Genomic DNA, 22,320 nt, shown 5'->3' on the forward strand with positions numbered 1-22,320 from the left:
GGGGGGCGCCGGACCCCGCCGCGCTCGCGTGGCTGGACGAGCCGCCCGCGCCCCGTGTGGAGGCGGCCCGGACGCTGCTGCGCGATCTGGACGCCCTGGAGGACGGGGGCCGCATCACACCGCGCGGGTCGGCGCTGCTGGAGCTGCCCACCCACCCGCGCCTCGCGCACCTGCTCCACGACAGCGCCGCGCTCGGGCTGGGTGCCCTGGCCGCCGACGTGGCCGCGCTGCTGGAGGAACGCGACCCGCTGGGCGCCGGGGCGGGAGCCGATCTGGCCGACCGCGTGGCCGCCCTGCGTGCCTGGCGACGGGGCGAGCGGGCCAGGAGGGGGGGGAATGGGGGAGACGCCGCCGTGCTGGAAAGGGTCGAGCGCCTGTCCCGCCAGTGGTGCAAGCTGCTCGGCCTGCACCCCGACGAGACGCCACCCGACCCCTTTGGGGTGGGGCAGCTCGTGGCGCTGGCCTACCCCGAGCGGGTGGCGCTGGCGCGGGAGGGGGGCGGGGGCCGCTTTCTGCTGGCGGGCGGGCAGGGCGCGCGGCTGCCGGAAGGGGACACCCTGGCCGCGAGTCCGGCGCTGGCCGTGGCCCATCTGGACGCCGGACCGGGAGAGGGCCGGATCTCCCTCGCCGCGCCGCTGGACCCCGCCGTGCTGGAGAGCCGTGCCGAATGGAGAGACGTGGTGCGCTGGGACGTCCGCAGCGGCACCCTGATCGCGCAGCGGGAGCGGCGGGTGGGGGCGCTGGTGCTGGACGCCCGGCCCCTGCGTGACCTGCCGCACGCGGCGCGCGTCGAGGCCCTGGCCGGGGCCATCCGTGCGGAGGGCCTCCACCTCCTCACCTTCAGCGCCGAGGCCGAGAGCCTGCGCGCCCGCGTGCAGTCCCTGCGCTGCTGGCGTCCCGACGAGACCGACTGGCCCGACCTGTCTGGCTCCGGCCTGCTGTCTACCCTGCAAGACTGGCTCGGTCCCTCCCTGGAGGGCGTCCGCACCCGCGAAGACCTGGGGCGGTTGAACCTCCTGCCCGCCCTGCAAGCCCTCTTGCCCTGGCCGCTGCCGGGGCGGCTGGACGACCTCGCGCCCACCCACCTGACCGTGCCCAGCGGCTCGCGCGTGCGCCTCCAGTACCAGCCCGGCGGCACCGCGCCCATCCTCGCCGTGAAGTTGCAGGAACTGTTCGGCCTTGCCGATACGCCCACGGTGAACGGGGGCCGCACGCCCGTGCTGCTGCATCTGCTCTCGCCCGCCGGGCGGCCCGTGCAGGTCACGCAGGACCTGCGCTCCTTCTGGGACAGCTCCTACTTCGAGGTTCGCAAGGAGTTGCGGGGCCGCTACCCCAAGCACCCCTGGCCCGACGACCCCTGGACGCACGTGCCCACGCGCCACGTCAAGAAACGGTTGTAGGACGGGTTCCGGGAGATGGAATTGGACGGAACCCTTATTTTCCCCTTTTCGCGTCCGCTCGGATTGAATCACTCCGTCAACGATTCAATCTGAGTTCGTATAAAAGACGTATGGCCCGGAGGGGATGTCCGCTCCGGGCCACAGCTCTGAAGGTTCACATCAGTTTTGCCAGCGCCCCGCCGACCAGGGTCAGCGTCAGGATGCCGAGCATCACGGCGGCGAGTTGCCGGGGGGTGGCGGGCATCACGCGGCCCGGCCCTGCCCGCTCCCCTGGGGAACGGGGTGGAGGCTGCCCAGCGCGGCCTTGAGGTGCTTGTACACCTCGCGCTGAAGGTCGAGGTCCTCGGGCAGCTCGTAGCGGAGCTGCTCCATCGCCTGCACCAGATGGGCGCCGCCGGGGCTGCGTTCGTGGTCGGGGCGTGCCCACTCGGGCAGTTCGGGGGTGAGGGCGGGTTCGCGCCCCGCGTCGTTCCAGTCCACCCACTGCTTGGGCAGGTCGTACAGATACCGGCCGATGCCGAACTGCACGGCGCAGCGCTTCAGCGCGTCCGAGGCGGCGGCCTTGAGGGTGCCGTACTCGCCCTCGCCCGCCTCGCCGATGTCCTCACGGGTCACGCCCAGGACAGTCAGGCGGCCCTTGACGGTGGGGGCCGCCGTGCCGGGAATCACTTCCAGCTCGAAGCTCCACCCGTCGGGACAGACGGCGTCGAGGCGGTCCTGCACGGCCCGGGCATCCACGTAGGCCAGCAGCAGGGCGCGGCTGCGATCCTTGGTGAACGCTTGGGGTTTCCAGCCCACCAGATGAGCGGGAAACGGGGCCTGGAGTCGTTTCTGGACATCGCTCAGCTTCATGGATTTAGTTTATAACAGAACGAGATTACGGTCAAGACAGAATAACGGGTCGTGAGGCTGCTCATCCTTTGAAGCGGCCCGGTTGCCCTCTCGCGCCGCAAACAGCAGAACGGGGCACCCGTCGGATGCCCCCTCCCGCTGTGCGCTGCCGTCTGGTTACTTCGTCTCGGCCAGAGAATAGCTGCCGCTGCCGCTGTAGGCGTAGACCTCCCAGCGGTAGGTGCCGCTTCCCGCGGCGTAGTTGATGCTCTCGCTGCTGGTGCCGCCCTCGCTGGCCGCCACGTCCTGCCAGGCGCTGCCGCTCCACTTTTGCAGGTACAGGTCGAAGTCGCTGCCGCTGGGGCCGCTCAGCGTGCCCCTCAGGGTGCCGCCCGCGTAGGAAAAGCCGCCCGTGCCCGGCTTCCAGCTGCTGCTGCCCTGGCTGACCGAGCCGGTGTAGGTGGTGCCGGGTGCCGGCGTGGGGGTGGGGGCCGTGCCGCCCGTGCCGGTGTACAGCAGGCGGTTCACGCTGCCGTTCACGCCCGTGACCTTGCCGGTCGTGGCGTTATTGACCAGGGCGCTGGTGACCTGGGCGGGGGTATAGCTGGGGTTCGCGCCCAGGATCAGCGCGACGGCACCCACGACGTGCGGCGTGGCCATGCTGGTGCCGCTGATGGTGTTGGTGGCCGTGGTGCTGCCGATCCAGGTGCTGGTGATGTCGCTGCCGGGCGCGAAGATGTCCAGGGCCGTGCCGTAGTTGCTGAAGCTGCTGCGGGCGTCCGTGCTGGTGGTCGCGCCGACCGTGATGGCCTGGGGCGCGCGGGCGGGGCTGTAGTAGTTGGCGTCGTCGTTGGAGTTGCCCGCCGCCACCACCACGTTCACGTTGTTGTTGTACAGGCGGGCCACGGCGTCGTCCAGCGCCTGGCTGGTTGAGCGCGACTGCGGCCCCAGGCTCATGTTCACGACGCTGGGGCCAGTCTTGTTGGAGACGACCCAGTCCATCCCCGCGATGATGCCGGAGTTCGAGCCGGTGCCGTCGCAGCCCAGCACCTTGACGGCCACGAGTTTCACGTCCTTCGCCACGCCCCAGGTGCTGCTGCCGACCGTGCCCGCCACGTGGGTGCCGTGGCCCTGGCAGTCGCTGTTGTTGCCGTCCCCCGTGGTGTTGGTGCCCCAGACGGCGCGGCCCCCGAAGGCGGTGTGGGCGGTGTTGATGCCGGTGTCGAGAATGTACGCCTTCACGTTGCTGGCGCTGCCATAGGTGTAGCTCTTGTCCAGCGGCAGGTTGCGCTGGTCGATGCGGTCCAGGCCCCAGGTGGGGTTCGTCTGGGTGGCGTCGGCCTGCATCATCTGATCCTGCTCGATGTACTTCACGCGCCGGTCGGCCCGCAGCGTGGCCAGGTTCTGCGCGCTGAGCCGGGCCGCGAAGCCCTTCATGGCCTGGCTGTAGATGTGCTGCACGGTGATCCCCTGGGGGTCGAGGCCCAGGCTGCGGATCAGGCCGCCCGCATCCTGGGCGCCGAGCGTGGCGCTGTCCGCCCTATCGCTGAAGGCCACGATGTACTGACCGGGGATGGTGTCGGCGCTGCTGGTGCCCAGCAGGGGCGCGGTGCGGCTGCTGCGGTCCGGGGTGCTCGCCTGGGGGCCGCCTGCCGGCGTGCTGGCCTGGGTGGCCGGCTGCTGACCGCATGCCGCCAGGAGAAGCGTGAGGCCGAGAGTTCCGAGTGCAAGACGTGAGTTCATCCTAAACCTCCGTGGGGTTGGACAGGCGGGAACAACTGGGTTTTTCCGACAGGTGGAGGTGTATCACGAGCCGGAAAAGTGCCTTCATCAAAACATCTAGACAGGTAGGGATACGGACAGGATTGCCTGACATGTGCGCTCATTGCACTGCTTAGGTATTTCATTTGTAAACAAGATGCTTGGCTTTCCTGCTCTTTATTGCTTCTCAAGCCCTGTGCGTAACGACTTGTGACAAAGCTGTGATGTTTATGTGATCTGGATGTTTTTTCACACTCCCGCCGGCTTCTGGAACGTGAGGCCGAGAAGCGGGCGGGAGTGATCCGGCAGTGCGGCTGGACGCCCGGAAGGCGGGAGACAGACGCCCTAGGGTGACGCCGGTGCAAGCCCGCGTCACGCCTTAGCATGGGGCCTATGGCCCGTACCGCCACCGACCGCACCGCCACGGTTCACCGCGTGACCAGCGAAACCGATGTCACGGTCACGCTGGAGCTGGATTCATCCGTCTCCACGCCGCCCGCGACCGGGCACGGCTTTCTCGACCACATGCTGGACGCCCTCGCGCGGCATGCCCGGATCGGGCTGGGCGTGCAGGCCAGCGGGGACCTGCACATCGAGCCGCACCACCTGATCGAGGACGTGGGGATCACGCTGGGGCAGGCGCTGACGCAGGCGCTGGGTGACCGCCGGGGCATCGAGCGCTATGGCAGCGCCTTCGTGCCGATGGACGAGACGCTGGCGCACGTGGTGCTGGACCTCTCGGGCCGCGCCCACCTCGCCTTCGAGCCGGAGCGCCTGGACGTGTGGGGCGACGCAGGAGGGATGACGCATTACCACCTGCGCGAGTTTCTGCGGGGGTTGACGAACCACGCGGGCATCACTCTGCACGTCCGCCTGCTCGCGGGCCGCGAGGCGCACCACGTGATCGAGGCGATCGTGAAAGCCCTGGCGCGCGCCCTGCGTGACGCGGTGCGGGTCACGTCCGGCGACCTCGCCAGCACCAAGGGGCTGCTGTGAGCGCGCCCGCCCGCCGCCCCGAAGTCCTCCTTCTCGATTACGGCGCGGGGAATGTCCGCAGCGCCGCCAAGGCCCTGGAACGCGCTGGGATGACGGTGCGGGTGTCTGGCGATCCCGCCGACGTGCCGCACGCGCCCGCCCTGGTGGTGCCCGGCCAGGGCCACTTCCGGCAGGTGATGGAGGCGTTCGACACGGGCGGCTTCCACGGCCCCGTGCTGGACGCCGCCCGCGCGGGCACGCCGCTGCTGGGCATCTGTGTGGGGATGCAGATGCTGCTGTCCAGTTCCGAGGAGGCCCCCGGCACCCCCGGCCTGAACCTGATTCCCGGCACCGTCCGCAAGTTCGCCGCCGCGCCCGGGCACAAGGTGCCGCAGATGGGCTGGAACAGCCTCGACAAGGTGGGCGACAGCCCCTTGCTGCGTGACCTGGCCTGCCCGGCTTACGCCTACTTCGTGCATTCGTATTACGTGCCGCTGGACGTGGAGGTGGACGCCGGGGCCATTACCGAATACGGCGTGCCCTTCTGGGCGGCCCTCAGCCGGGACAATGTCCACGCGGCGCAGTTCCACCCGGAAAAGAGTGGCGCGGTGGGCCTCGCCATCCTGGAGCGGTTCCGGCGGCACGTGCTGGAGTGAGGCGCTGGAGTGAGAGGCGGACCGGCCCTGATCTGAGCGGCCGGATTCAGGCGGCCAGGACCTCCCGTTTTTCTTCATGTGACGCCCCCGGTGTGGACGCCTGACCCTCCGCGCTGGCCCTCACCCGGTACACTCGCCCCCATGAGTTCCCCTGTTCCCGCCCTGCCCCTGCCGCTCGATCACGGGCACCTCCAGAAGCTGGTGACCGCCGATCTGGTGCGCCCGGACCACCTCCTCGGCGCGCACCCCGTCACGGAGAACGGCGTGGAGGGCGTGCGCTTCGCGGTGTGGGCACCGAATGCCCACCACGTCAGCGTGGTGGGGGACTTCAACGGCTGGAACGGCCACGACAACCCGCTGAGGCGCCTGGAATTCGGCTTCTGGGGGGCCTTCGTGCCGTCGGCGCGGCACGGGCAGCGCTACAAGTTCCGCGTGACGGGCGCGAACGGGCAGACCGTGGACAAGACCGACCCCTACGGCACCTTCACCGAAGTCCGCCCCGGCACCGCCAGCATCATCTGGCAGCAGCCCTTCGAGTGGTCCGACGACGCCTGGATGGGCGCGCGCACGCCCGGCTTCGCCCAGCCGATGAGCATCTACGAGGCGCATGTCGGGTCCTGGGCACGCAAAGGCGACGGCTGGTTCCTGAACTACCGCGACCTGGCGCACCGGCTGGCCGACTACGTGGCCTACATGGGCTACACCCACGTCGAGCTGCTGGGCGTGATGGAGCATCCCTTCGACGGTTCCTGGGGCTATCAGGTGACCGGCTACTACGCCCCGACCAGCCGCCTGGGATCGCCCGAGGACTTCGCCTACCTCGTCAATCACCTGCATGAGCGGGGCATCGGCGTGCTGCTGGACTGGGTGCCGGGCCACTTCCCCACCGACGAGGCGGGCCTCGCGCACTTCGACGGCGCGCCGCTGTACGAGTACGCCGACCCCCGCAAGGGCTTTCACTTCGACTGGAACACGTACATCTTCGACTATGGCCGCAGCGAGGTCGTGATGTTCCTGATCGGCTCGGCCCTGAAGTGGCTTCAGGACTTCCACATCGACGGCCTGCGGGTGGACGCGGTGGCCTCGATGCTCTACCTCGATTTTTCCCGCACCGAATGGGTGCCGAACATTCACGGCGGGCGCGAGAACCTGGAAGCCATCGCCTTTCTCAAGCGGCTGAACGAGGTCGTGCATCACATGGCCCCCGGCGCGATCATGATCGCGGAGGAAAGCACGGCCTTTCCCGGCGTCACCTCCCCGACGCCCTTCGGCCTGGGCTTCGATTACAAGTGGGCGATGGGCTGGATGAACGACACGCTGTCTTACTTCGAGCAGGACCCCATCTACCGCAAGTACCACCACCACAAGCTGACCTTTTTCAATGTGTACCGCACCGGCGAGAGGTACGTGCTGGCGATCAGCCACGACGAGGTGGTGCATCTCAAGAAATCGCTGGTCCTGAAGATGCCCGGCGACTGGTACATGCAGCGGGCCGGGTACCGCGCCTTTCTGGCGACCATGTGGACCACGCCCGGCAAGAAGCTGCTGTTCATGGGTCAGGAGTTCGCGCAGCCGACCGAGTGGAACCACGACGAGGCCCTGCCCTGGCATCTGGCGGACGTGCCGGACCACCGGGGCGTGATGAATCTGGTGCGCCGCCTGAATGCCCTGTACCGCGAGCGCCCCGACCTCTATGTGGGCGACACCCTGGAAGCCGGGCAACTGTGGGTCAGTGCCGACGACGCCGAGAGCAGCGTGTACGCCTACATCCGCCGTGACCCCCGCCCCGAGGCCGAGGGCGGCGGCACCTGGAGCCTGACGGTCGCCAACCTCACCCCCGTCTACCGCGAGAGGTACCCCATCGGTGTGCCCAAGGGCGGCGAGTACCGGGTGCTGCTCTCCACCGACGACGGCGAGTACGGCGGCTTCGGCACCCAGCAGCCCGACCTGACCGCCCGGGAGGACGGCTGGAACGGGCAGACGCACCACCTGCGCCTGAACCTGCCGCCCATGAGCGTGCTGATTCTGGACCACGTGGGCGAGACGCCCCGCAGCGAGGACCGGTGACTGGCCCCGCCCGCCGCCCCGACCCCCTGACCGCCGTCAGCCTGGTGCTGCTGGCGCTGATCGCGGTGCTGCTGCTGGTGCCGCTGCTGGGCGGGCCACTGCCCAGCCCGTACCTGATCGTTCTGCTGCTGGTCGCGCGGCTCGCCTTGCAATTCCTGCGCGCCCGCCGCGACCCGGGCCTCAAGCGCCCCGCCGCCTGGGCCTTCGACCTGATCCTGATCGGCCTGCTGCTGTGGACGGCGGCGAACCGGCCAGCGGGCTGAGGCTGGAGGCTCCTGGCGCGCTGCGTTCAGCTCCCGGTTCTGGAGAACGTGAGAGCGGGTGGGACCTGACCTTCCCCGCGTGCAAGGGAGCCGGACAGGTCGGAACGCTGAATGCTGACCGCCCGTGTCAACGACTTGGCAGCCTTGCCCGTCCCGCGCTATCCTCGCCGCATGACCGTGAACGGCGCGATGATGTGGTGGCCCAGCCTCGCCTGGGTCTGACGCGCCATTTTTTCTGTTGACCGGACGCGCCCAGGTGGAACTCCCACCGGGCGCGTTCTTCTGTTGCCCTTCCTTTGCCCGACAGGAGCCGCATGACGCACCCCGCCCCCCCCTCTGCCCCCCGGCCTGCCCACGTCGCCGTGCGCGAACTGAACGCGGACCTCGACACCCCGGTCACCGCTTACCTGAAAGTCGCGCAGGGCTGCCCGGTCAGTTTCCTGCTGGAAAGTGTGGAGGCGGGTGAGAAACTGGGCCGCTACTCCTTTATCGGGGTCGGTGAGCAGGGCCGCTTCACGTCGCGCGGCGGGCACGTGACCAGCAGCGGGATTTTCGGCCCCTTCGACGGTGAGGACGCCGACCCCCTCGCCCGCCTGTACCACGCGGCGACCCGCCCGGTCCCCCTGCCTGCGGGGCTGCCCGCCCTGATCGGCGGCGCGGTGGGGTACGCCGCCTACGATCTGGTCCGCGCCTACGAGCGTCTGCCCGACGCCAACCCCGATGAACTCGGTCTCCCCGACGCGCTCTTCGTGGCCCCCGAGGGTATGGTCATCTACGACCACCTGAAGCACCGGCTGATCGCGGTCGCCACCGCCGGGACGCCTGCCCAGGCAGAGAATGTCGTGGACACCCTCGCCGCCCGCCTGCGCGGCCCCCTCCCCGACGAGGTGCCGGGGCGGGAGCCGACACCCGCGCCGACCTTCACCAGCAACTTCACGCCGCAGGGCTACATGGACGCGGTGGAGCGGAGCCTGGAGTACATCCGCGCCGGGGACATCTTTCAGGTGGTGCCCTCGCAGCGCTTCAGCGCCGACCTCACCACGCACCCGTTCGCGCTGTACCGGGCGCTGCGGCGGGTGAACCCCAGCCCGTACCTCGGCTACCTGGCCCTGGGGGACGTGACGCTGGTCGCCTCCAGCCCCGAGAGCCTGCTGCGCAGCGACGGGCACACGGTCGTCACCCGCCCGATTGCCGGGACCCGCAGGCGCGGTGCAACCCCGGAGGCCGACGACGCCCTGGCCGCCGAACTCCTGGCCGACGAGAAGGAACGGGCCGAGCACCTGATGCTGGTGGACCTGGGCCGCAACGACCTCGGAAGGGTCAGCCGCGTGGGCAGCGTGGAAGTCCAGGACGCCTTCAGGATCGAGCGCTACAGCCACGTCATGCACATCGTCAGCGGCGTGACGGGCGAACTCGCCCAGGGACAGACGCCGCTGCACGCCCTCGCCAGCGTCCTGCCGATGGGTACGGTCAGCGGCGCACCCAAGATCCGCGCGATGGAGATCATCGACGAACTCGAACCCGTGCGGCGCGGTCCCTACGGCGGGGCGTTCGGCTACATCGCCTACGACGGCAGCCTCGACATGGCCCTGACGCTGCGGACGATGGTCATTGCGGGCGGCAGGCTGCACATCCAGGCCGGGGCGGGCATCGTGGCCGACAGCGACCCGGCCAGCGAGGAGCGCGAAACGCGGCAGAAGGCGGCGGCGCTGATGCGGGCGGCGGAGATGGCGGCGGGGGGGTTGTGATGCTCATCCTTCCCGCTGTCCCGGACGACCTGCCTGCCCTCCTCGACCTGCAACGCCGCGCCTACGCGTCCGAGGCGGCCCTGTACCCGGAAGTCACGCTCTTGCCCATGACGCAGACCCTCGCGGAATTGCAGGAGGACGCTGCCGGGCAGACCCTGCTGAAAGGCGTGCTGGACGGGCACCTCACCGCTTCTGTGCGCGGCTGTGTGGACGGCTCTGGCGTGGGGCAGATCGGGCGGCTGATGGTGGACCCGGCAGAACAGGGCCGGGGGTACGGCACCTGCCTGCTGCGCGCCATCGAGGCTGCCCTGCCTGCGCAGACCCTGGAACTGTTCACGGGGAAACGCAGCGCCACCAATCTGCGGCTGTATGAACGCCTCGGCTATCTCCGCGACCGGGTGGAGTCGCGTGACGGCGTGACCCTGATCTATCTGCGAAAAGAGAAAGCGACGGTGACGGTATGACTTCCCTCCTCCGAATCCTCCTGATCGACAACTACGACTCCTTTACCTACAACCTCGTTCAGTACTTCGGTGAACTCGGCTGTGAACTCACCGTGTGGCGCAACGACGCCTTCACCCTGGATGACGTGCGCAACCTTGCCCCCGACGCCATCGTGGTGTCGCCCGGTCCCTGCACGCCGCGTGAGGCGGGCCGCAGCGTGGAGGTCATCCGCGAACTGGGGCCGCAGTTCCCGACGCTGGGCGTGTGCCTGGGCCACCAGAGCATCGGGGAGGCGTTCGGGGCGCGGGTGGAGCGGGCGTTGAGGCCTGTCCACGGCAAGACGAGTCTGGTGCTTCACGACGGTTCGGGCCTGTTCGCGGGGCTGGGGGACGACGTGCGGGTCACGCGCTACCACTCGCTGCTGGTGCGCGACCTCCCGCCCGAACTCGTGCCGGTCGCCTGGACAACCGACCCGCAGGAGGACGTGCTGATGGCCCTACGCCACCGCGAGTATCCGGTGTTCGGCGTGCAGTTCCACCCCGAGAGCGTCGCCACACCGGACGGGATGGCGATGCTGCAAAACTTCCTGGTTGTGGTGCGCGATCATCAGGGGCAGAAGAAGGAGGCCCACGCATGACCTCCAGCCAGATGAATCCCGGTCAGATGGTGCACGGCCGCCTGATGAACGGCGAAACCCTGACCCAGCCTGAGGCGGCGGCCTTCATGCGCGAGGTGATGGAGGGGGGGATGAGCAGTGTGCGGCTCGCGGCGGCGCTGGCGGCCCTGCGCGTGCGCGGCGAGACGCCCGAGGAGATTGCGGGGTTCGCGCAGGCGATGCGGGAAAACGCCGTGCAGGTGCATGTGGAACCCCGCGACGTGCTGCTGGACGTGGTGGGCACCGGCGGCGACGGCGCGCACACCTTCAACATCAGCACCACGACGGCCTTCGTGGTCGCCGCCGCCGGGGTGCCGGTCGCCAAGCACGGCAACCGCGCCGCCAGCAGCCGCGCCGGAAGTGCAGACGTCCTTGAAGCCCTGGGCGTGAATCTGGACGCCTCCCCGCAGGCCGTGGCGGACGGCGTGAACCGGCTCGGGATAGGGTTCATGTTCGCGCGCAACTACCACCCGGCCCTGCGGCATGCCGCCAGCGTGCGCGCCGACCTGGCCGCCCGCACGGTGTTCAACATCCTGGGGCCGCTCAGCAACCCCGCCGGGGCGACGCATCTGGTGGTGGGCGTCTTCAAGCCGGACCTGACGCGCACGCTGGCGGAGGTGCTGCGCCTGCTGGGGGCCAGGGGCGCGACCGTCGTGTATGGAAGCGGGCTGGACGAGTTCACCGTCTGCGGCGAGAACACGGTCACCGGGCTGCGGGACGGCGAGGTGATCGACCGCCGCCTGCACCCGGAGGACGTGGGCGTGAGCCTCCACCCCAAAGAGGCCATCGTGGGCGGCACCCCCGCCGAGAACGCCGAGATCACCCGCACGCTGCTGACGGGGGGCGGCACCCCCGCCCAGCGCGACATCGTGGCCCTGAACGCCGGGGCGGCCCTCCGCACGGCAGAGCGCGTGGGCAGCATCCGCGAGGGCGTGGCCCGGGCACGCGAGGTGATGGCGAGCGGGGCCGGGTGGGACTTGCTGGAGCGGTACGCGGCGCACACCCGGCGCACAGCAGGCTGAAAACGCCTGCCTTCAGGCCGTCCTCGCCCCTGCTGCCCTCATCCCGGCGGCAGCAGCAGTTTGCCTTCCAGCGGCGTACTCAGCACGATGCTGGTGTCGCAGGTGAAGCCCATGCCGATCAGGTCGCCCAGCATGGTTTCCAGCGCGCCCACGTCCGGCACGGCGACCTTGAGAATGCACGAGTTGTCGCCCGTGACGCTGTGGCACTCCAGCACGCCGTCGTGTTTCTTGGCCCAGCGGACCAGCGTGGGGTCGTTGCGCCCGCTGTCCTGCACCCCGATAAAGGCCGTGATGGTGCGCCCCAGGGGCTTGCTGGCGACGCGCACGCCGTAGCCCAGGATCACGCCCGCGTCCTCCAGCCGCCGCACCCGTTCGGTCACGGCGGGGGCCGAGAGGCCGACGCGGCGGCCCAGTTCGCGCATGCTCAGGCGCGAGTCGGTTTGCAGTTCCTCCAGAATGCGGTGGTCGAGGGGATCGAGGTTGCCGCCGTGCTGCTTCATGAACCCATCTTAACGTTTGCAAGGTGTGGGGTGGCGTTTGCCAGCTTCGTGTGTGGGGAGAGGTGGCGGAGCCGCGTGCTGCGCGCCTTCCAAACGGGCTTCGGGGTCGCCAGAATAAAGGAGACAGCACTCACGTTTTTTCTCCCCAGGAGGCCTCCATGCCCACCCCCACGAACCTGCACCCGCAGGCGACCGTCCGGTCCCAGCAGATGCTGCCCCGCAACCACCGCGCCCCCAAGTGGCAGGACGTGCCCGACGAGCAGTGGTATGACTGGAAGTGGCAGCTCAAGAACCGCATCAACAGTGTCGAGGAACTCGAAGAAGTCATCCGCCTGACCCCTTCCGAGCGGGCGGGCGCGAGCGCCGAGGGCATCTTCCGCCTGGATATCACGCCGTATTTCGCCTCGCTGATGGACCCGGAAGACCCCACCTGCCCGGTGCGCCGTCAGGTGATCCCCACCCATCACGAGCTGGAACCCTTCACCTCAATGATGGAGGACTCGCTGGCGGAGGACAAGCACAGCCCCGTGCCCGGCCTGGTCCACCGCTACCCCGACCGTGTGCTGATGCTGGTCACGACGCAGTGTGCGAGTTACTGCCGCTACTGCACCCGCTCGCGCATCGTGGGCGACCCCACCGAGACCTTCAACCCCGCCGAGTACGAGGCGCAACTGAACTACCTGCGCAATACGCCGCAGGTGCGCGACGTGCTGCTGTCGGGCGGCGACCCGCTGACGCTGGCGCCCAAGGTTCTGGGTCGCCTGCTCTCGGAACTGCGCAAAATCGAGCACATCGAGATCATCCGCATTGGCACGCGCGTCCCGGTCTTCATGCCCATGCGCGTGACGCAGGAACTCTGCGACGTGCTGGCCGAGAACCACCCCCTGTGGATGAATATCCACGTCAACCACCCCAAGGAGATCACGCCCGAAGTCGCGGAAGCCTGCGACCGCCTCACCCGCGCGGGCGTGCCGCTGGGCAACCAGAGCGTGCTGCTGCGCGGCGTGAACGACCACGCGGTCATCATGCAGAAGCTGTTGCGCGAGCTGGTCAAGATTCGCGTGCGGCCCTACTACATCTACCAGTGCGACCTCGTGCATGGGGCAGGCCACCTGCGGACCACCGTCAGCAAGGGCCTGGAGATCATGGAGAGCCTGCGCGGGCATACCAGCGGTTACTCGGTGCCCACCTACGTGGTGGACGCGCCCGGCGGCGGCGGCAAGATTCCCGTCGCGCCCAACTACGTCCTGTCGCACAGTCCCGAGAAACTGATTCTCCGCAACTTCGAGGGCTATATCGCGGCCTACTCCGAGCCGACCGACTACACCGGCCCTGACATGGCCGTGCCCGAGGACTGGCAGCGCAAGGAACCCGGCCAGAGCGGCATCTACGGCCTGATGGAAGGCGAGCGCATCTCCATCGAACCCAAGGAGTTCAGCGAGAGCCGCAACCGCCCCGGCGCGACCCAGCACCGCCTGAACAGCCGCGAGGACAAGTGGGCGGCGTATGGGGTGGGCGAGAACAGCGGCCCCCTGACACACAGCACGGCCGTGACGGATACCGCGCCGGACGGGATGACGCAGGCGCCGCAGCCGGTGAGCGGAGACTAGTAGTGAAGAAGGAGGTAACGAGAGCCTTCTTCCAAGCTGTTGGCTTTGCATTGGGCCTCGTCGCCGGTATAGTCGCGGCTTTTAGTGGCTCCTTTATAGAGGGACTTGTAAAGAGCGGTGGTGTAATAGGCTGGATAGGTGGATTAGCTTGGTTTTGCGACCCAAAAGCCAACAGCGACTTTGTTCATCCTCCTGCAAGGATCGGTGTCGCAATTGGTTTGCTGCTTAGCTTAGTTGTCGGCTTGTTATATAGGCTCTTTTGAGTACTTAGGAGATGACATTATGGAAATGACTACCCTTCCCAAACCCCGTCAACCCGAACTCAAAACCGCCCTTCCCGGCCCCAAGACCGCCGAGATTATGGCGCGTGACGCGCAGCACCTCTCCACCTCCTACATGCGGCCCTATCCCTTCGTGCCCGATCATGGCGAGGGCGTGTGGCTGACCGACGTGGACGGCAACACCATGCTGGACTTCTTTGCGGGGATTGCCGTCAGCACGACCGGGCACGCGCACCCGCATGTGGTGCAGGCCGTGCAGGAGCAGATCACGAAGTTTTCCCACGTCTGCCTGACCGACTACCCGCAGGAGATCACCACCAGCCTGGCCGAACGCCTCGTCAAGCACGTCGAGCGGCCCGGCGAGAAGTGGCGCGTCTTCCTCGGCAACTCCGGCGCGGAGGCGGTCGAGGCCGCCGTGAAGCTGGCGCGCAACCACACCGGGCGCACGCACGTCATCTCCACGATGGGCAGCTTTCACGGGCGTACCTACGGCGCGATCACGCTGACCGGCTCCAAAACCAAGTACAAGCGCGGCTTCGGGCCGTTGCTGCCCAACGTGTCACACGTGCCCTATCCCAACCCCTTCCGCCCGCCGCTGGGCAGCACGCCCGAAACCTGCGGACAGGCCGTCATCGACCACATCGAGTCGCTGTTCGTGGGCATCCTGCCCGCCGACGAGGTGGCCGCGATCATCATCGAGCCGATGCAGGGTGAGGGCGGGTACATCGTGCCGCCCGCCGACTTCCTGCCGAAACTGCGCGCCCTGTGCGACAAATACGGCATCATGCTCATTTTCGACGAGGTGCAGGCCGGGATGGGCCGCACCGGCAAGATGTTCTCCTTCCAGCAGTTCGAGCAGTACGGCGACGTTCAGCCGGACATCATCACCCTCGCCAAGGGCATCGCCTCGGGGCTGCCGATCAGCGCGATGCTGGCCAAAGAAAGCGTGATGACCTGGCCGGTCGGCTCGCACGGCAGCACCTTCGGGGGCAACCCGGTCGCGGCGGCGGCGGCACACGCGACCCTCGACCTGCTCGAAGGCGAAGTGAAGCACCCCGGCTGCGGCGAGAGCCTGATGGAGAATGCGGCGCAGGTGGGCGCGTACATCATGGCCGAGCTGAAGAAGATGCAGGCCGAGTTTCCCTTCCTGGGCGACGTGCGCGGGCAGGGCCTCTTTATCGGGCTGGAGTTCGTGAAGCCGGACGGCAGCCCCGACGGGAAGCTGCGCGACCGCGCCAGTCTGGCGATGTTTGGGAAGGGCCTGCTGAACCTTGACTGCGGTGAGGCCGTCATCCGCATCAGCCCGCCCCTGATCCTGACCCGCGAGGAAGCCGAGACGGGCCTGAAGATCATGCGCGAGACGCTCGCCAGCCTGAACTGAGCCGGCAGACAGCAAAAGCAGGGGCCGTTTCTGTCAAGAGAATGGCCCCTGCTTTTGGCTTCCTCCACCTCGCGCGAACCGGTCGGGGATGACGCGGCCTGAACCTGAGGCCCTGTGCTCACTCTCCCACGCGACCAGACCCCGGTCTGGACACCAGGGGCCGCTGAAGCGGGTGCCTACGCCCGGGCCGTCTCGGCTTGGAGCTGCGCCAGCACGTCTGCGGCGTGGTGGCCAGGATGGACGGTGCGCCAGTGGTGCGCCAGCTTTCCGTCCGGGTCGATCAGGAAGGTCTGCCGGGCCGCCATCCCGAGCAGGCCGCCCAGCCCCCCGATCACGCCGTAAGTGCGGCTGAGGGTGCGTTCCCCGTCGGGGAGCAGCGGGAAACTGAGGCCGCAGGTGTCGCGGAAGTTCGCCTGACGCGCCTCGGTGTCGGTGCTGACGCCGATCACGGCCGCGCCCAGCCGCTCGAACTCGGGGAGGGCGGCCTCGAAGCGCCGGGCCTCGATCGAGCAGCCGGGCGTGTTCGCACGCGGATAGAAGTACAGCACCACCCAGCGTCCCCGCAGGTCCGCGAGGCGCACCCGGCGGCCATCGTCGCTGCGGGCATCGAATTCGGGGGCGGGCTGACCGACACGCAGACTCATGGGGCCAATTGTAGGGGCCGGGCGGCGTGTGGCCTGTGGCCCGCAGCTTGTCGAGGCCAGAGCCTGACGCTTTTGCTGCCGGCAGGCCACACCTGGGCAGGCTGCCGGCTTCTCTACAATGCGCCCGTGTCCGCTTCTCCCGCCCCGTCCGCACTCCTGCGTCCGCTCGCGCCCTTCGTGGGCCGCCCGGTGGTGGTGGGCGTGTCAGGTGGGGCCGACAGCGTGGCGCTGCTGCGGGCGCTGCTGCGGGCCAGGGCGCGGCCTTTCTGCGCCCACCTCGATCACGCGCTGCGCCCCGAGTCGGCAGAGGACGCGGCGTGGGTGCGGGACCTCACGGAGCAGCTTGGCATCCCCTTTGAACAAACGCGGGTGGATGTGGCGGCGGTCGCCGCGCGGCGGGGCTGGAATCTGGAGGACGCGGCCCGCCGCATCCGGTACGAGTTCCTGGGCCGGGTCGCCGGGCGGCACCGCGCCGGGGCCATCCTGACCGCCCACACCCGCCGCGACCAGGCCGAGACGGTGTTGCTGCAACTCCTGCGCGGTGAGGCGGTGCTCAGCGGCATCCCCCCCGCGCGGGGCCGGGTCCGGCGGCCCTGGCTGGACGTGCCCCGCGCCGACGTGGAGGCGTTCTTGCACACGCTCGGCCAGGCCTGGCGCGAGGACCCCACCAACGCCGACCCGGCCCGGACCCGCGCCTGGTTGCGGATGGCGGTGCTGCCCCTCCTGAGCACCCGCTTTCCTGACGTGGAAGCGGCGCTGGCGCGCGTCGCCCGCCTGTCACGCGCGGACGACGCGGCCCTGAACGACCTGGCCGCCCGGCTGACCCCCCATGCGCCGCTGGCCGCCCAGCCGCCCGCCGTGCTGCGCCGTCACGTCGTGCAGGCGCTTTCCGGCGCGGGCCTCCCGTACCACGCCGGTCACCTCGAACGCCTCGCCGCCGCGCTGGAAGTGGGGGAGACCGCGCACGTCACCCTGCCCGGCGCGCGGGACGTGACCGTGACGGGCGGACGGCTCTGGCTCCAGCCCCAGGTGTGGCCTGCCCCCGACTTTCCTTGGCCTGCGGGCTGGACCCTGCGCACCCGCCAGCCGGGCGACCGCCTGCGCCTGCCCGGGGGAACGCGCAAACTCAGCGACGTGCTGACCGACGCCAGGGTGCCGCGCGCGGAACGGGACCACGTGCCGCTGCTCGCGGTGGGCGCGGACGTGCAGTGGGCCGGGCTGCGGCCCCCGGTCTGGGCGGTAGGGGCGCGGGAAGAGGTGGGCCTCCCCGAAGACCCCCGGCACGCGGCGATGGGGGAAGCCCTGGCCCTCGCGCGTGAGGCGGCCCGGGCGGGCGAGGTGCCGGTCGGTGCCGTCGTCCTCGGGCCGGACGGTGCCGTGGTGGGCCGGGGCCGCAACACCAGCCGCGAACACGGGGACATGACCCGGCACGCCGAACTCGCGGCGCTGCGGGAGGCTGCCCGAACCCTGGGCACCCCCTACCTGAACGGCTGCACCCTGGTGGTCACGCTCGAACCCTGTCCGATGTGCCTGGGCGCGGCGCTGGAGGCGCGGGTGGGCCGGGTGGTGTACGGGGCGCGCAATCCGAAGGCGGGGGCGCTGGGGGGCGTCAGCGATCTGCTGGCCTCCCACTGGGGCCACACGCCGGAGGTGACAGGAGGCGTCCGGGCGGGGGAGGCGGCGCGGCTGCTGCGTGAGACGTTCCGGGCGCTGCGGGGAAGTTCGGCACCGCCGCTTTTGCAGGAGCCGCCATCAGAACCAGGCACCGCCGAAGCCGATGACGCCGGGCCGCCGGGGGCGGGGCGGTGAGGGCGCGGGAGACGCTTGAGGCTTACTCCTGCGCGCCCCGCTTCGCGACGGGCCGTCCGGCCTCGGCCCAGGCTTTCATGCCGCCGTCCAGATGGGCGACCTTCGTGTAGCCCATCTGCCGCAGGGTATCGGCGGCCAGCGCGGAACGGCCCCCGGAGGCGCAGTGCAGGATGATCCGGCGGCCAGGATCGAACTCCGGGCGGTGGTACGGGCTTGCCGGGTCGGCCCAGAACTCCAGCATTCCGCGCGGCGCACTCACCGCGCCGGGAATGACCCCGTTCTGCTCCTGTTCGCCGGGTTCACGCAGGTCGATCAGTACGGCGGCGCCCCCGTCCAGCTCGGCGGCGACCTGATCGGCCGAAAGGTTTTCGACGCGCTGCCTGGCCTCCTGCACCATCTGGGACGCGGTTTTTGGCGACATACAGCCCCCCTTGCGCCAGTGTGGGAATGCGGCTCCCGAACCTGTGTTCAGTGAGAGGTCGAATCCAGCATACTCCCTCTGCCTGCGGCAGCTTCCCACCCCGCCCGGATAGGCGAGCCGCACCCCGCTTCCCCTTCCTCCCCCTATCCTGATCCCCATGCGCGTCGTTCTGAAGCTCGGCACCAGCGTTCTCACGGCGGGCACGGACCGCCTGCACCGCCCCCGGCTGGTGGACCTGCTGCGCGGCATGGCGGCGGTCCGCAGCGCCGGGCACGAGGTCGTGCTGGTGACCAGCGGCGCGGTGCTGGCCGGGTGGGAGGCGCTGGGCTTTCCGCCACGGGACCGGACGCTGGCCGAAAAGCAGTTGCTGGCGGCGGTGGGGCAGGGCCGCCTGATGCACCTCTATGCGACCGTCGCGGACCTGTACGGCGTGCCCGTCGCGCAGGTCCTGCTGACCGCCGACGACTTCCGTGACCGTACCCGCTACCTCAATGCCCGCACCACGCTGGACGGCTGCCTCGCGCGCGGCGTGCTGCCGGTCATCAACGAGAACGACGCGGTGGCCGTGGAACAGATCAAGGTGGGCGACAACGACACCCTCTCCGCCTTTGTCGCCAATCTGACCGAGGCCGACCTGCTGGTGATCCTGACCGACGCGCCCGGCCTCTACACCGCCGACCCACGCAGCGACCCCGGCGCGACCCTGATCCCAGTCGTGGAGCGTGTGACGCCCGGCATCTGGGCACTCGCGGGCGGGGCGGGCAGCCACCGCGGCACCGGCGGGATGCATACCAAGATTCAGGCCGCCGAGATCGCCACCCGCGCCGGAACGCCCGTCGTGATCGCCCCCGGCGACGCCGAGAATGCCCTGGTCCGCATCGTGGGCGGCGAGGCGCTGGGCACGCGCTTTCTGGCCCACGGCTCGCGGCTGGAGGCCCGCAAGCGCTGGATTCTGGCGGAGATCGCCACGGGCCGCGTCGTTCTGGACGAGGGCGCGGCGCGGGCGGTGCGTGAACGCGGCGGCAGCCTCCTGCCCGCCGGCATCACCGCCGTCCACGGTTCCTTCGGGCGCGGGCACACCGTCCGCCTGCTGGCGCCCGACGGCCAGGAGGTCGCGCGCGGCCTCACCCGCTACCGGGCCGCCGACCTGGCGCGCATCGCCGGCCGCCATTCCCGCGACATCGAGGGCGTGCTGGGCTTCACCTACGGGCCGGAGGCGGTCCACCGGGACGATCTGGTGAGGTTGTAGGTGCCGGCTGCGGGCTGTGGGAAGAGAGCTTTCCTCGACAAGCCCCGGGCCACGGGCCGCAGGCCCTGCTACCCTGCCCCCATGACGACCGAGACTCTGACCGTCCGTGACCTGGGGCTGCGGGCCAGGGCGGCGGCGCGGGTGCTGCGCTCGCTGCCCACGGCGCGCAAGGTGGCGGCGCTGCATGCCGTCGCGCGCGAACTGCGGGCACGCGCGACGGGGATTCTCGCCGCGAACGCGCGGGACGTGGCGGCGGCCGAGGCGGCGGGCCTGCCCGCGCACATGGTGGACCGCCTGCGCCTGAACGCGGCGTCGCTCGCGGCCATCGCGGCGGACGTGGAGGCCGTGGCCCGTCTGCCCGACCCGGTGGGCGAACGGACGGGGGAAAAGCAGCTGCCCAGCGGCATCCGTGTCTCGCAGATGCGCGTGCCGCTGGGCGTGCTGGGCGTGATCTACGAGAGCCGCCCCAACGTGACGGTGGACGTGGCCGCCCTCGCCCTGATGAGCGGCAACGCGGTCTTGCTGCGCGGCGGCAAGGAGACCGTGGGCAGCAACGCCGCCCTCGAAGACGCGGTGCGCGCCGCCCTGGCCTCTCAGGACCTTCCCGCCGAGGCCGTGCAGGTCATCCGCGACCCGGCCCGCGAGCGGATGCTGGAACTGCTGCGCCTCGACGACCTGGTGGACGCCATCATCCCGCGCGGTGGGGCGGGCCTGCACCGCTACTGCGTGGAGAATGCCACCGTGCCGGTGATCGTGGGCGGCATCGGCGTCGTCCACATCTACCTGGACGGGAGCTTTACCCGCGACCCTGCCGACGTGGCCCGGGCGGCAGAGCTGATCCGCAATGCCAAGGTGCAGAAGCCCAGCGCCTGCAACGCCCTCGACACGCTGCTGGTTCACCGGGAGGCGCTGCCTGCCCTGCCCGCCATCGCCCGTGACCTGGCCGCGCACGGCGTGACGCTGCGGGCCGACCCGCCCGCCCTCGCCGCGCTCCAGGCCGCCGGAGTCGAGGCCCAGCCCGCCACCGCATCCGACTACGGCACCGAGTTCCTGGCCCTGACCGCCAGCATCCGCACCGTGGGCGGGCTGGAGGAGGCGCTGGACTTTATCGCCGCGCACGGCAACCACACCGACGTGATCCTGACGCGTGACCCGGCCCAGGCCGAACGCTTCGTGCAGGACGTGGACAGCGCCGCCGTGATGGTGAACGCCAGCCCCCGCTTCAACGACGGCGGGCAGCTGGGGCTGGGGGCCGAGGTCGCCATCAGCACCCAGAAACTGCATGCGCGGGGGCCGATGGGCCTCGCGGAACTCACCACGACCAAATGGGTCGTGATGGGTGACGGGCACATCCGGGCCTGATCAGAGGCTGTCCAGCAGCCGCTCCACGTCCCCCAGGGAGGTGTAATGCGCGGTGCTGGCCCGTACCACCCCCTGCGGGTACAGGCCCAGGTCCCTGAGCGGCTGCACTGCGTAGAAATGCCCGGCGGCCACGTCCACGCCACCCGCAGAGAGCCGCGCGGTGGTCAGTTCCGGGGCCTCGCCCTCCACGCGGAAGGCGACGGTGCCGACGCGGCCCTGCATGGTATGGGGGCCGTAGACCGTCACGCCTGGGGTACCCAGCAGGCCGGACAGTAGCCGCTCCGCGACGGGCCGTTCCAGTTCCGCGATGCGGGTGGAGGCGGCCTCCAGCGCTGCGCGGCTCAGCGCCGCGTGCCCGCCCAGCTCGCGCAGATAGTCGAGTGTGCCCAGCCAGCCCGCCAGCAGCTCGAACTGGGGCGTGCCGTGTTCCAGGCCGGTGATGTCGCCTTCCGGGATGAAGCTCAGGCGGGGCCAGGGCAGCTGCGGGCGGTGCTCGGGCGAAACCCACAGCGCGCCCAGATGCGGCCCCCAGACCTTGTAGGGGCTGAAGGTCACGAAGTCCGCGCCCCACGCCTGAACATCGGGGAAAGCGTGCGGCGCGGCGTGAACCGCGTCCACCGCCGTCCAGGCCCCCGCCGCGCGAACCTGCGCCGTGACGGCAGCAAGGTCCACCTTCACGCCCAGCGCGTTGCTCGACGCCGTGACCGCTACCAGCCGCGTGCGGGGCGAGAGCAGGGCAGCCAGGTCGTCCGGATGAAGGTGCATCTCTGGCGGCCGCGCGTGCCAGACCCGCACCGTGACCCCCACGCGCTCCAGTTCGCGCCAGGGACTCGCGTTCGCCTCGTGTTCCAGGCCGCTGAGAATCACCTCGTCGCCCGGCCCCCACAGCCGCGCGAAGGCCGCCGCCAGCCGGAAGGCGAGGGCCGTCGCACTCGGCCCCAGGGCCACGTCCTCCGGGTTGGCGTTCAGAAAGAGGGCCGTGGCCTCCCGCGCGCGGTGTTTCAGGGCAAGAATCTCCTGTCCCGGCTGGTGCCCCGGCATGGCGTTCGTGGCCCCGTAGCGCGTGAGGTGGTCCGTGATCGCGGAGATGGCCCGCGCCGGCAGCAGCCCGCCCGCCGCATTGTCGAGATAGGCGCGGCCAGAGGCCAGGGGCGGAAACTGTGCCCGGAGAGCGTCGAGGTCCATGCCGTTACTCTAGAGCGCGGGCGATGAGCCGGGCGTCGGCCGTGGGCCAGGGCAGG

The 22,320-nt window shown here is 69.9% G+C and carries 21 protein-coding genes; 15 read left to right on the forward strand and 6 right to left on the reverse strand.

The features are described from left to right. Positions 1-1,400, forward strand: a 1,400-nt coding sequence (locus DEIPH_RS07390; protein ID WP_034356228.1) for an ATP-dependent helicase C-terminal domain-containing protein, incomplete at its 5' end; no start/stop codon positions are given. A gap of 243 nt (positions 1,401-1,643) precedes the next feature. On the opposite strand, the gene ddrA is transcribed toward DEIPH_RS07390, so the two are convergent. Beyond that, on the reverse strand, positions 1,644-2,252 hold the full coding sequence (gene ddrA / locus DEIPH_RS07395; RefSeq protein WP_034356231.1) for a single-stranded DNA-binding protein DdrA: 609 nt from the start codon (positions 2,250-2,252) through the stop codon (positions 1,644-1,646). 156 nt (positions 2,253-2,408) lie between these two features. Beyond that, a complete protein-coding gene (locus DEIPH_RS07400; protein ID WP_034356233.1) occupies positions 2,409-3,974 on the reverse strand; it encodes a S8 family peptidase in 1,566 nt (521 codons plus the stop codon). Between the two features lie 411 nt (positions 3,975-4,385). On the opposite strand from DEIPH_RS07400, the gene hisB reads away from it, so the two are divergent. The 8 genes from hisB (at position 4,386) to trpD (ending at position 11,822) form a co-directional block, all read left to right on the forward strand. Beyond that, positions 4,386-4,988: an imidazoleglycerol-phosphate dehydratase HisB gene (gene hisB, locus DEIPH_RS07405; protein ID WP_034356234.1), complete on the forward strand. Its 603-nt coding sequence runs from the start codon at positions 4,386-4,388 to the stop codon at positions 4,986-4,988. After that, positions 4,985-5,623 carry an imidazole glycerol phosphate synthase subunit HisH gene (hisH, locus tag DEIPH_RS07410; protein ID WP_034356236.1) on the forward strand — a complete coding sequence of 213 codons (639 nt, stop codon included), beginning with the start codon at positions 4,985-4,987 and terminating at the stop codon, positions 5,621-5,623. Before hisB ends, hisH begins: the two co-directional genes overlap by 4 nt. Before the next feature lie 141 nt (positions 5,624-5,764). Continuing rightward, positions 5,765-7,690, forward strand: a complete 1,926-nt coding sequence (locus DEIPH_RS07415; RefSeq protein WP_034356239.1) for a 1,4-alpha-glucan branching enzyme — start codon at positions 5,765-5,767, stop codon at positions 7,688-7,690. After that, positions 7,687-7,953, forward strand: a complete 267-nt coding sequence (locus tag DEIPH_RS07420) for a hypothetical protein (protein WP_034356240.1) — start codon at positions 7,687-7,689, stop codon at positions 7,951-7,953. Before DEIPH_RS07415 ends, DEIPH_RS07420 begins: the two co-directional genes overlap by 4 nt. Positions 7,954-8,267: 314 nt before the next feature. Then, positions 8,268-9,701 (forward strand): anthranilate synthase component I, encoded by a 1,434-nt coding sequence (trpE, locus tag DEIPH_RS07425; protein WP_034356243.1) that lies wholly within the window; start codon positions 8,268-8,270, stop codon positions 9,699-9,701. Next, complete coding sequence (locus DEIPH_RS07430) at positions 9,701-10,165, forward strand: GNAT family N-acetyltransferase (protein ID WP_034356246.1); 465 nt, start codon at positions 9,701-9,703, stop codon at positions 10,163-10,165. The genes trpE and DEIPH_RS07430 overlap by 1 nt, the downstream gene beginning before the upstream one ends. Beyond that, on the forward strand, positions 10,162-10,782 hold the full coding sequence (locus tag DEIPH_RS07435; protein ID WP_034356249.1) for an anthranilate synthase component II: 621 nt from the start codon (positions 10,162-10,164) through the stop codon (positions 10,780-10,782). The genes DEIPH_RS07430 and DEIPH_RS07435 overlap by 4 nt, the downstream gene beginning before the upstream one ends. A 26-nt stretch (positions 10,783-10,808) precedes the next feature. Then, complete coding sequence (gene trpD / locus DEIPH_RS07440) at positions 10,809-11,822, forward strand: anthranilate phosphoribosyltransferase (RefSeq protein WP_034356283.1); 1,014 nt, start codon at positions 10,809-10,811, stop codon at positions 11,820-11,822. A gap of 38 nt (positions 11,823-11,860) precedes the next feature. Here trpD and DEIPH_RS07445 read toward each other — a convergent pair whose 3' ends face one another. Continuing rightward, positions 11,861-12,322: an Lrp/AsnC family transcriptional regulator gene (locus DEIPH_RS07445; protein WP_034356252.1), complete on the reverse strand. Its 462-nt coding sequence runs from the start codon at positions 12,320-12,322 to the stop codon at positions 11,861-11,863. A 158-nt stretch (positions 12,323-12,480) separates the two neighbouring features. On the opposite strand from DEIPH_RS07445, the gene DEIPH_RS07450 reads away from it, so the two are divergent. The 3 genes from DEIPH_RS07450 to DEIPH_RS07455 are packed head-to-tail and all read left to right on the forward strand — an operon-like array spanning position 12,481 to position 15,594. Next, complete coding sequence (locus DEIPH_RS07450) at positions 12,481-13,932, forward strand: KamA family radical SAM protein (RefSeq protein WP_034356254.1); 1,452 nt, start codon at positions 12,481-12,483, stop codon at positions 13,930-13,932. Between the two features lie 2 nt (positions 13,933-13,934). Beyond that, complete coding sequence (locus tag DEIPH_RS19765; RefSeq protein WP_152544853.1) at positions 13,935-14,195, forward strand: hypothetical protein; 261 nt, start codon at positions 13,935-13,937, stop codon at positions 14,193-14,195. A gap of 25 nt (positions 14,196-14,220) precedes the next feature. Beyond that, positions 14,221-15,594 carry an acetyl ornithine aminotransferase family protein gene (locus tag DEIPH_RS07455; protein ID WP_034356284.1) on the forward strand — a complete coding sequence of 458 codons (1,374 nt, stop codon included), beginning with the start codon at positions 14,221-14,223 and terminating at the stop codon, positions 15,592-15,594. A 176-nt stretch (positions 15,595-15,770) separates the two neighbouring features. Here DEIPH_RS07455 and DEIPH_RS07460 read toward each other — a convergent pair whose 3' ends face one another. Beyond that, positions 15,771-16,238, reverse strand: coding sequence for a peroxiredoxin (locus tag DEIPH_RS07460; protein WP_034356258.1), 468 nt, complete (start codon positions 16,236-16,238; stop codon positions 15,771-15,773). Between the two features lie 126 nt (positions 16,239-16,364). Here DEIPH_RS07460 and tilS point away from each other — a divergent pair, with 126 nt between their 5' ends. Further along, positions 16,365-18,047 (forward strand): tRNA lysidine(34) synthetase TilS, encoded by a 1,683-nt coding sequence (gene tilS / locus DEIPH_RS07465; protein WP_051517232.1) that lies wholly within the window; start codon positions 16,365-16,367, stop codon positions 18,045-18,047. A 22-nt stretch (positions 18,048-18,069) separates the two neighbouring features. Here the strand turns inward: tilS and DEIPH_RS07470 are convergent, their stop codons facing one another. After that, complete coding sequence (locus DEIPH_RS07470; RefSeq protein WP_034356260.1) at positions 18,070-18,468, reverse strand: rhodanese-like domain-containing protein; 399 nt, start codon at positions 18,466-18,468, stop codon at positions 18,070-18,072. A 157-nt stretch (positions 18,469-18,625) separates the two neighbouring features. Between DEIPH_RS07470 and proB the strand changes: the two genes are divergently transcribed. Together proB and DEIPH_RS07480 are read left to right on the forward strand one after the other, a co-directional pair. Next, positions 18,626-19,717 carry a glutamate 5-kinase gene (gene proB, locus DEIPH_RS07475; protein ID WP_034356262.1) on the forward strand — a complete coding sequence of 364 codons (1,092 nt, stop codon included), beginning with the start codon at positions 18,626-18,628 and terminating at the stop codon, positions 19,715-19,717. 81 nt (positions 19,718-19,798) lie between these two features. Next, positions 19,799-21,079, forward strand: coding sequence for a glutamate-5-semialdehyde dehydrogenase (locus DEIPH_RS07480; protein WP_034356264.1), 1,281 nt, complete (start codon positions 19,799-19,801; stop codon positions 21,077-21,079). On the opposite strand, the gene DEIPH_RS07485 is transcribed toward DEIPH_RS07480, so the two are convergent. Then, positions 21,080-22,264: a cysteine desulfurase-like protein gene (locus DEIPH_RS07485; protein WP_034356265.1), complete on the reverse strand. Its 1,185-nt coding sequence runs from the start codon at positions 22,262-22,264 to the stop codon at positions 21,080-21,082. Between the last annotated feature and the right edge of the window lie 56 nt (positions 22,265-22,320).

The sequence above is a fragment of the Deinococcus phoenicis genome (genome assembly GCF_000599865.1).
Classification (GTDB): Bacteria; Deinococcota; Deinococci; order Deinococcales; family Deinococcaceae; genus Deinococcus; species Deinococcus phoenicis.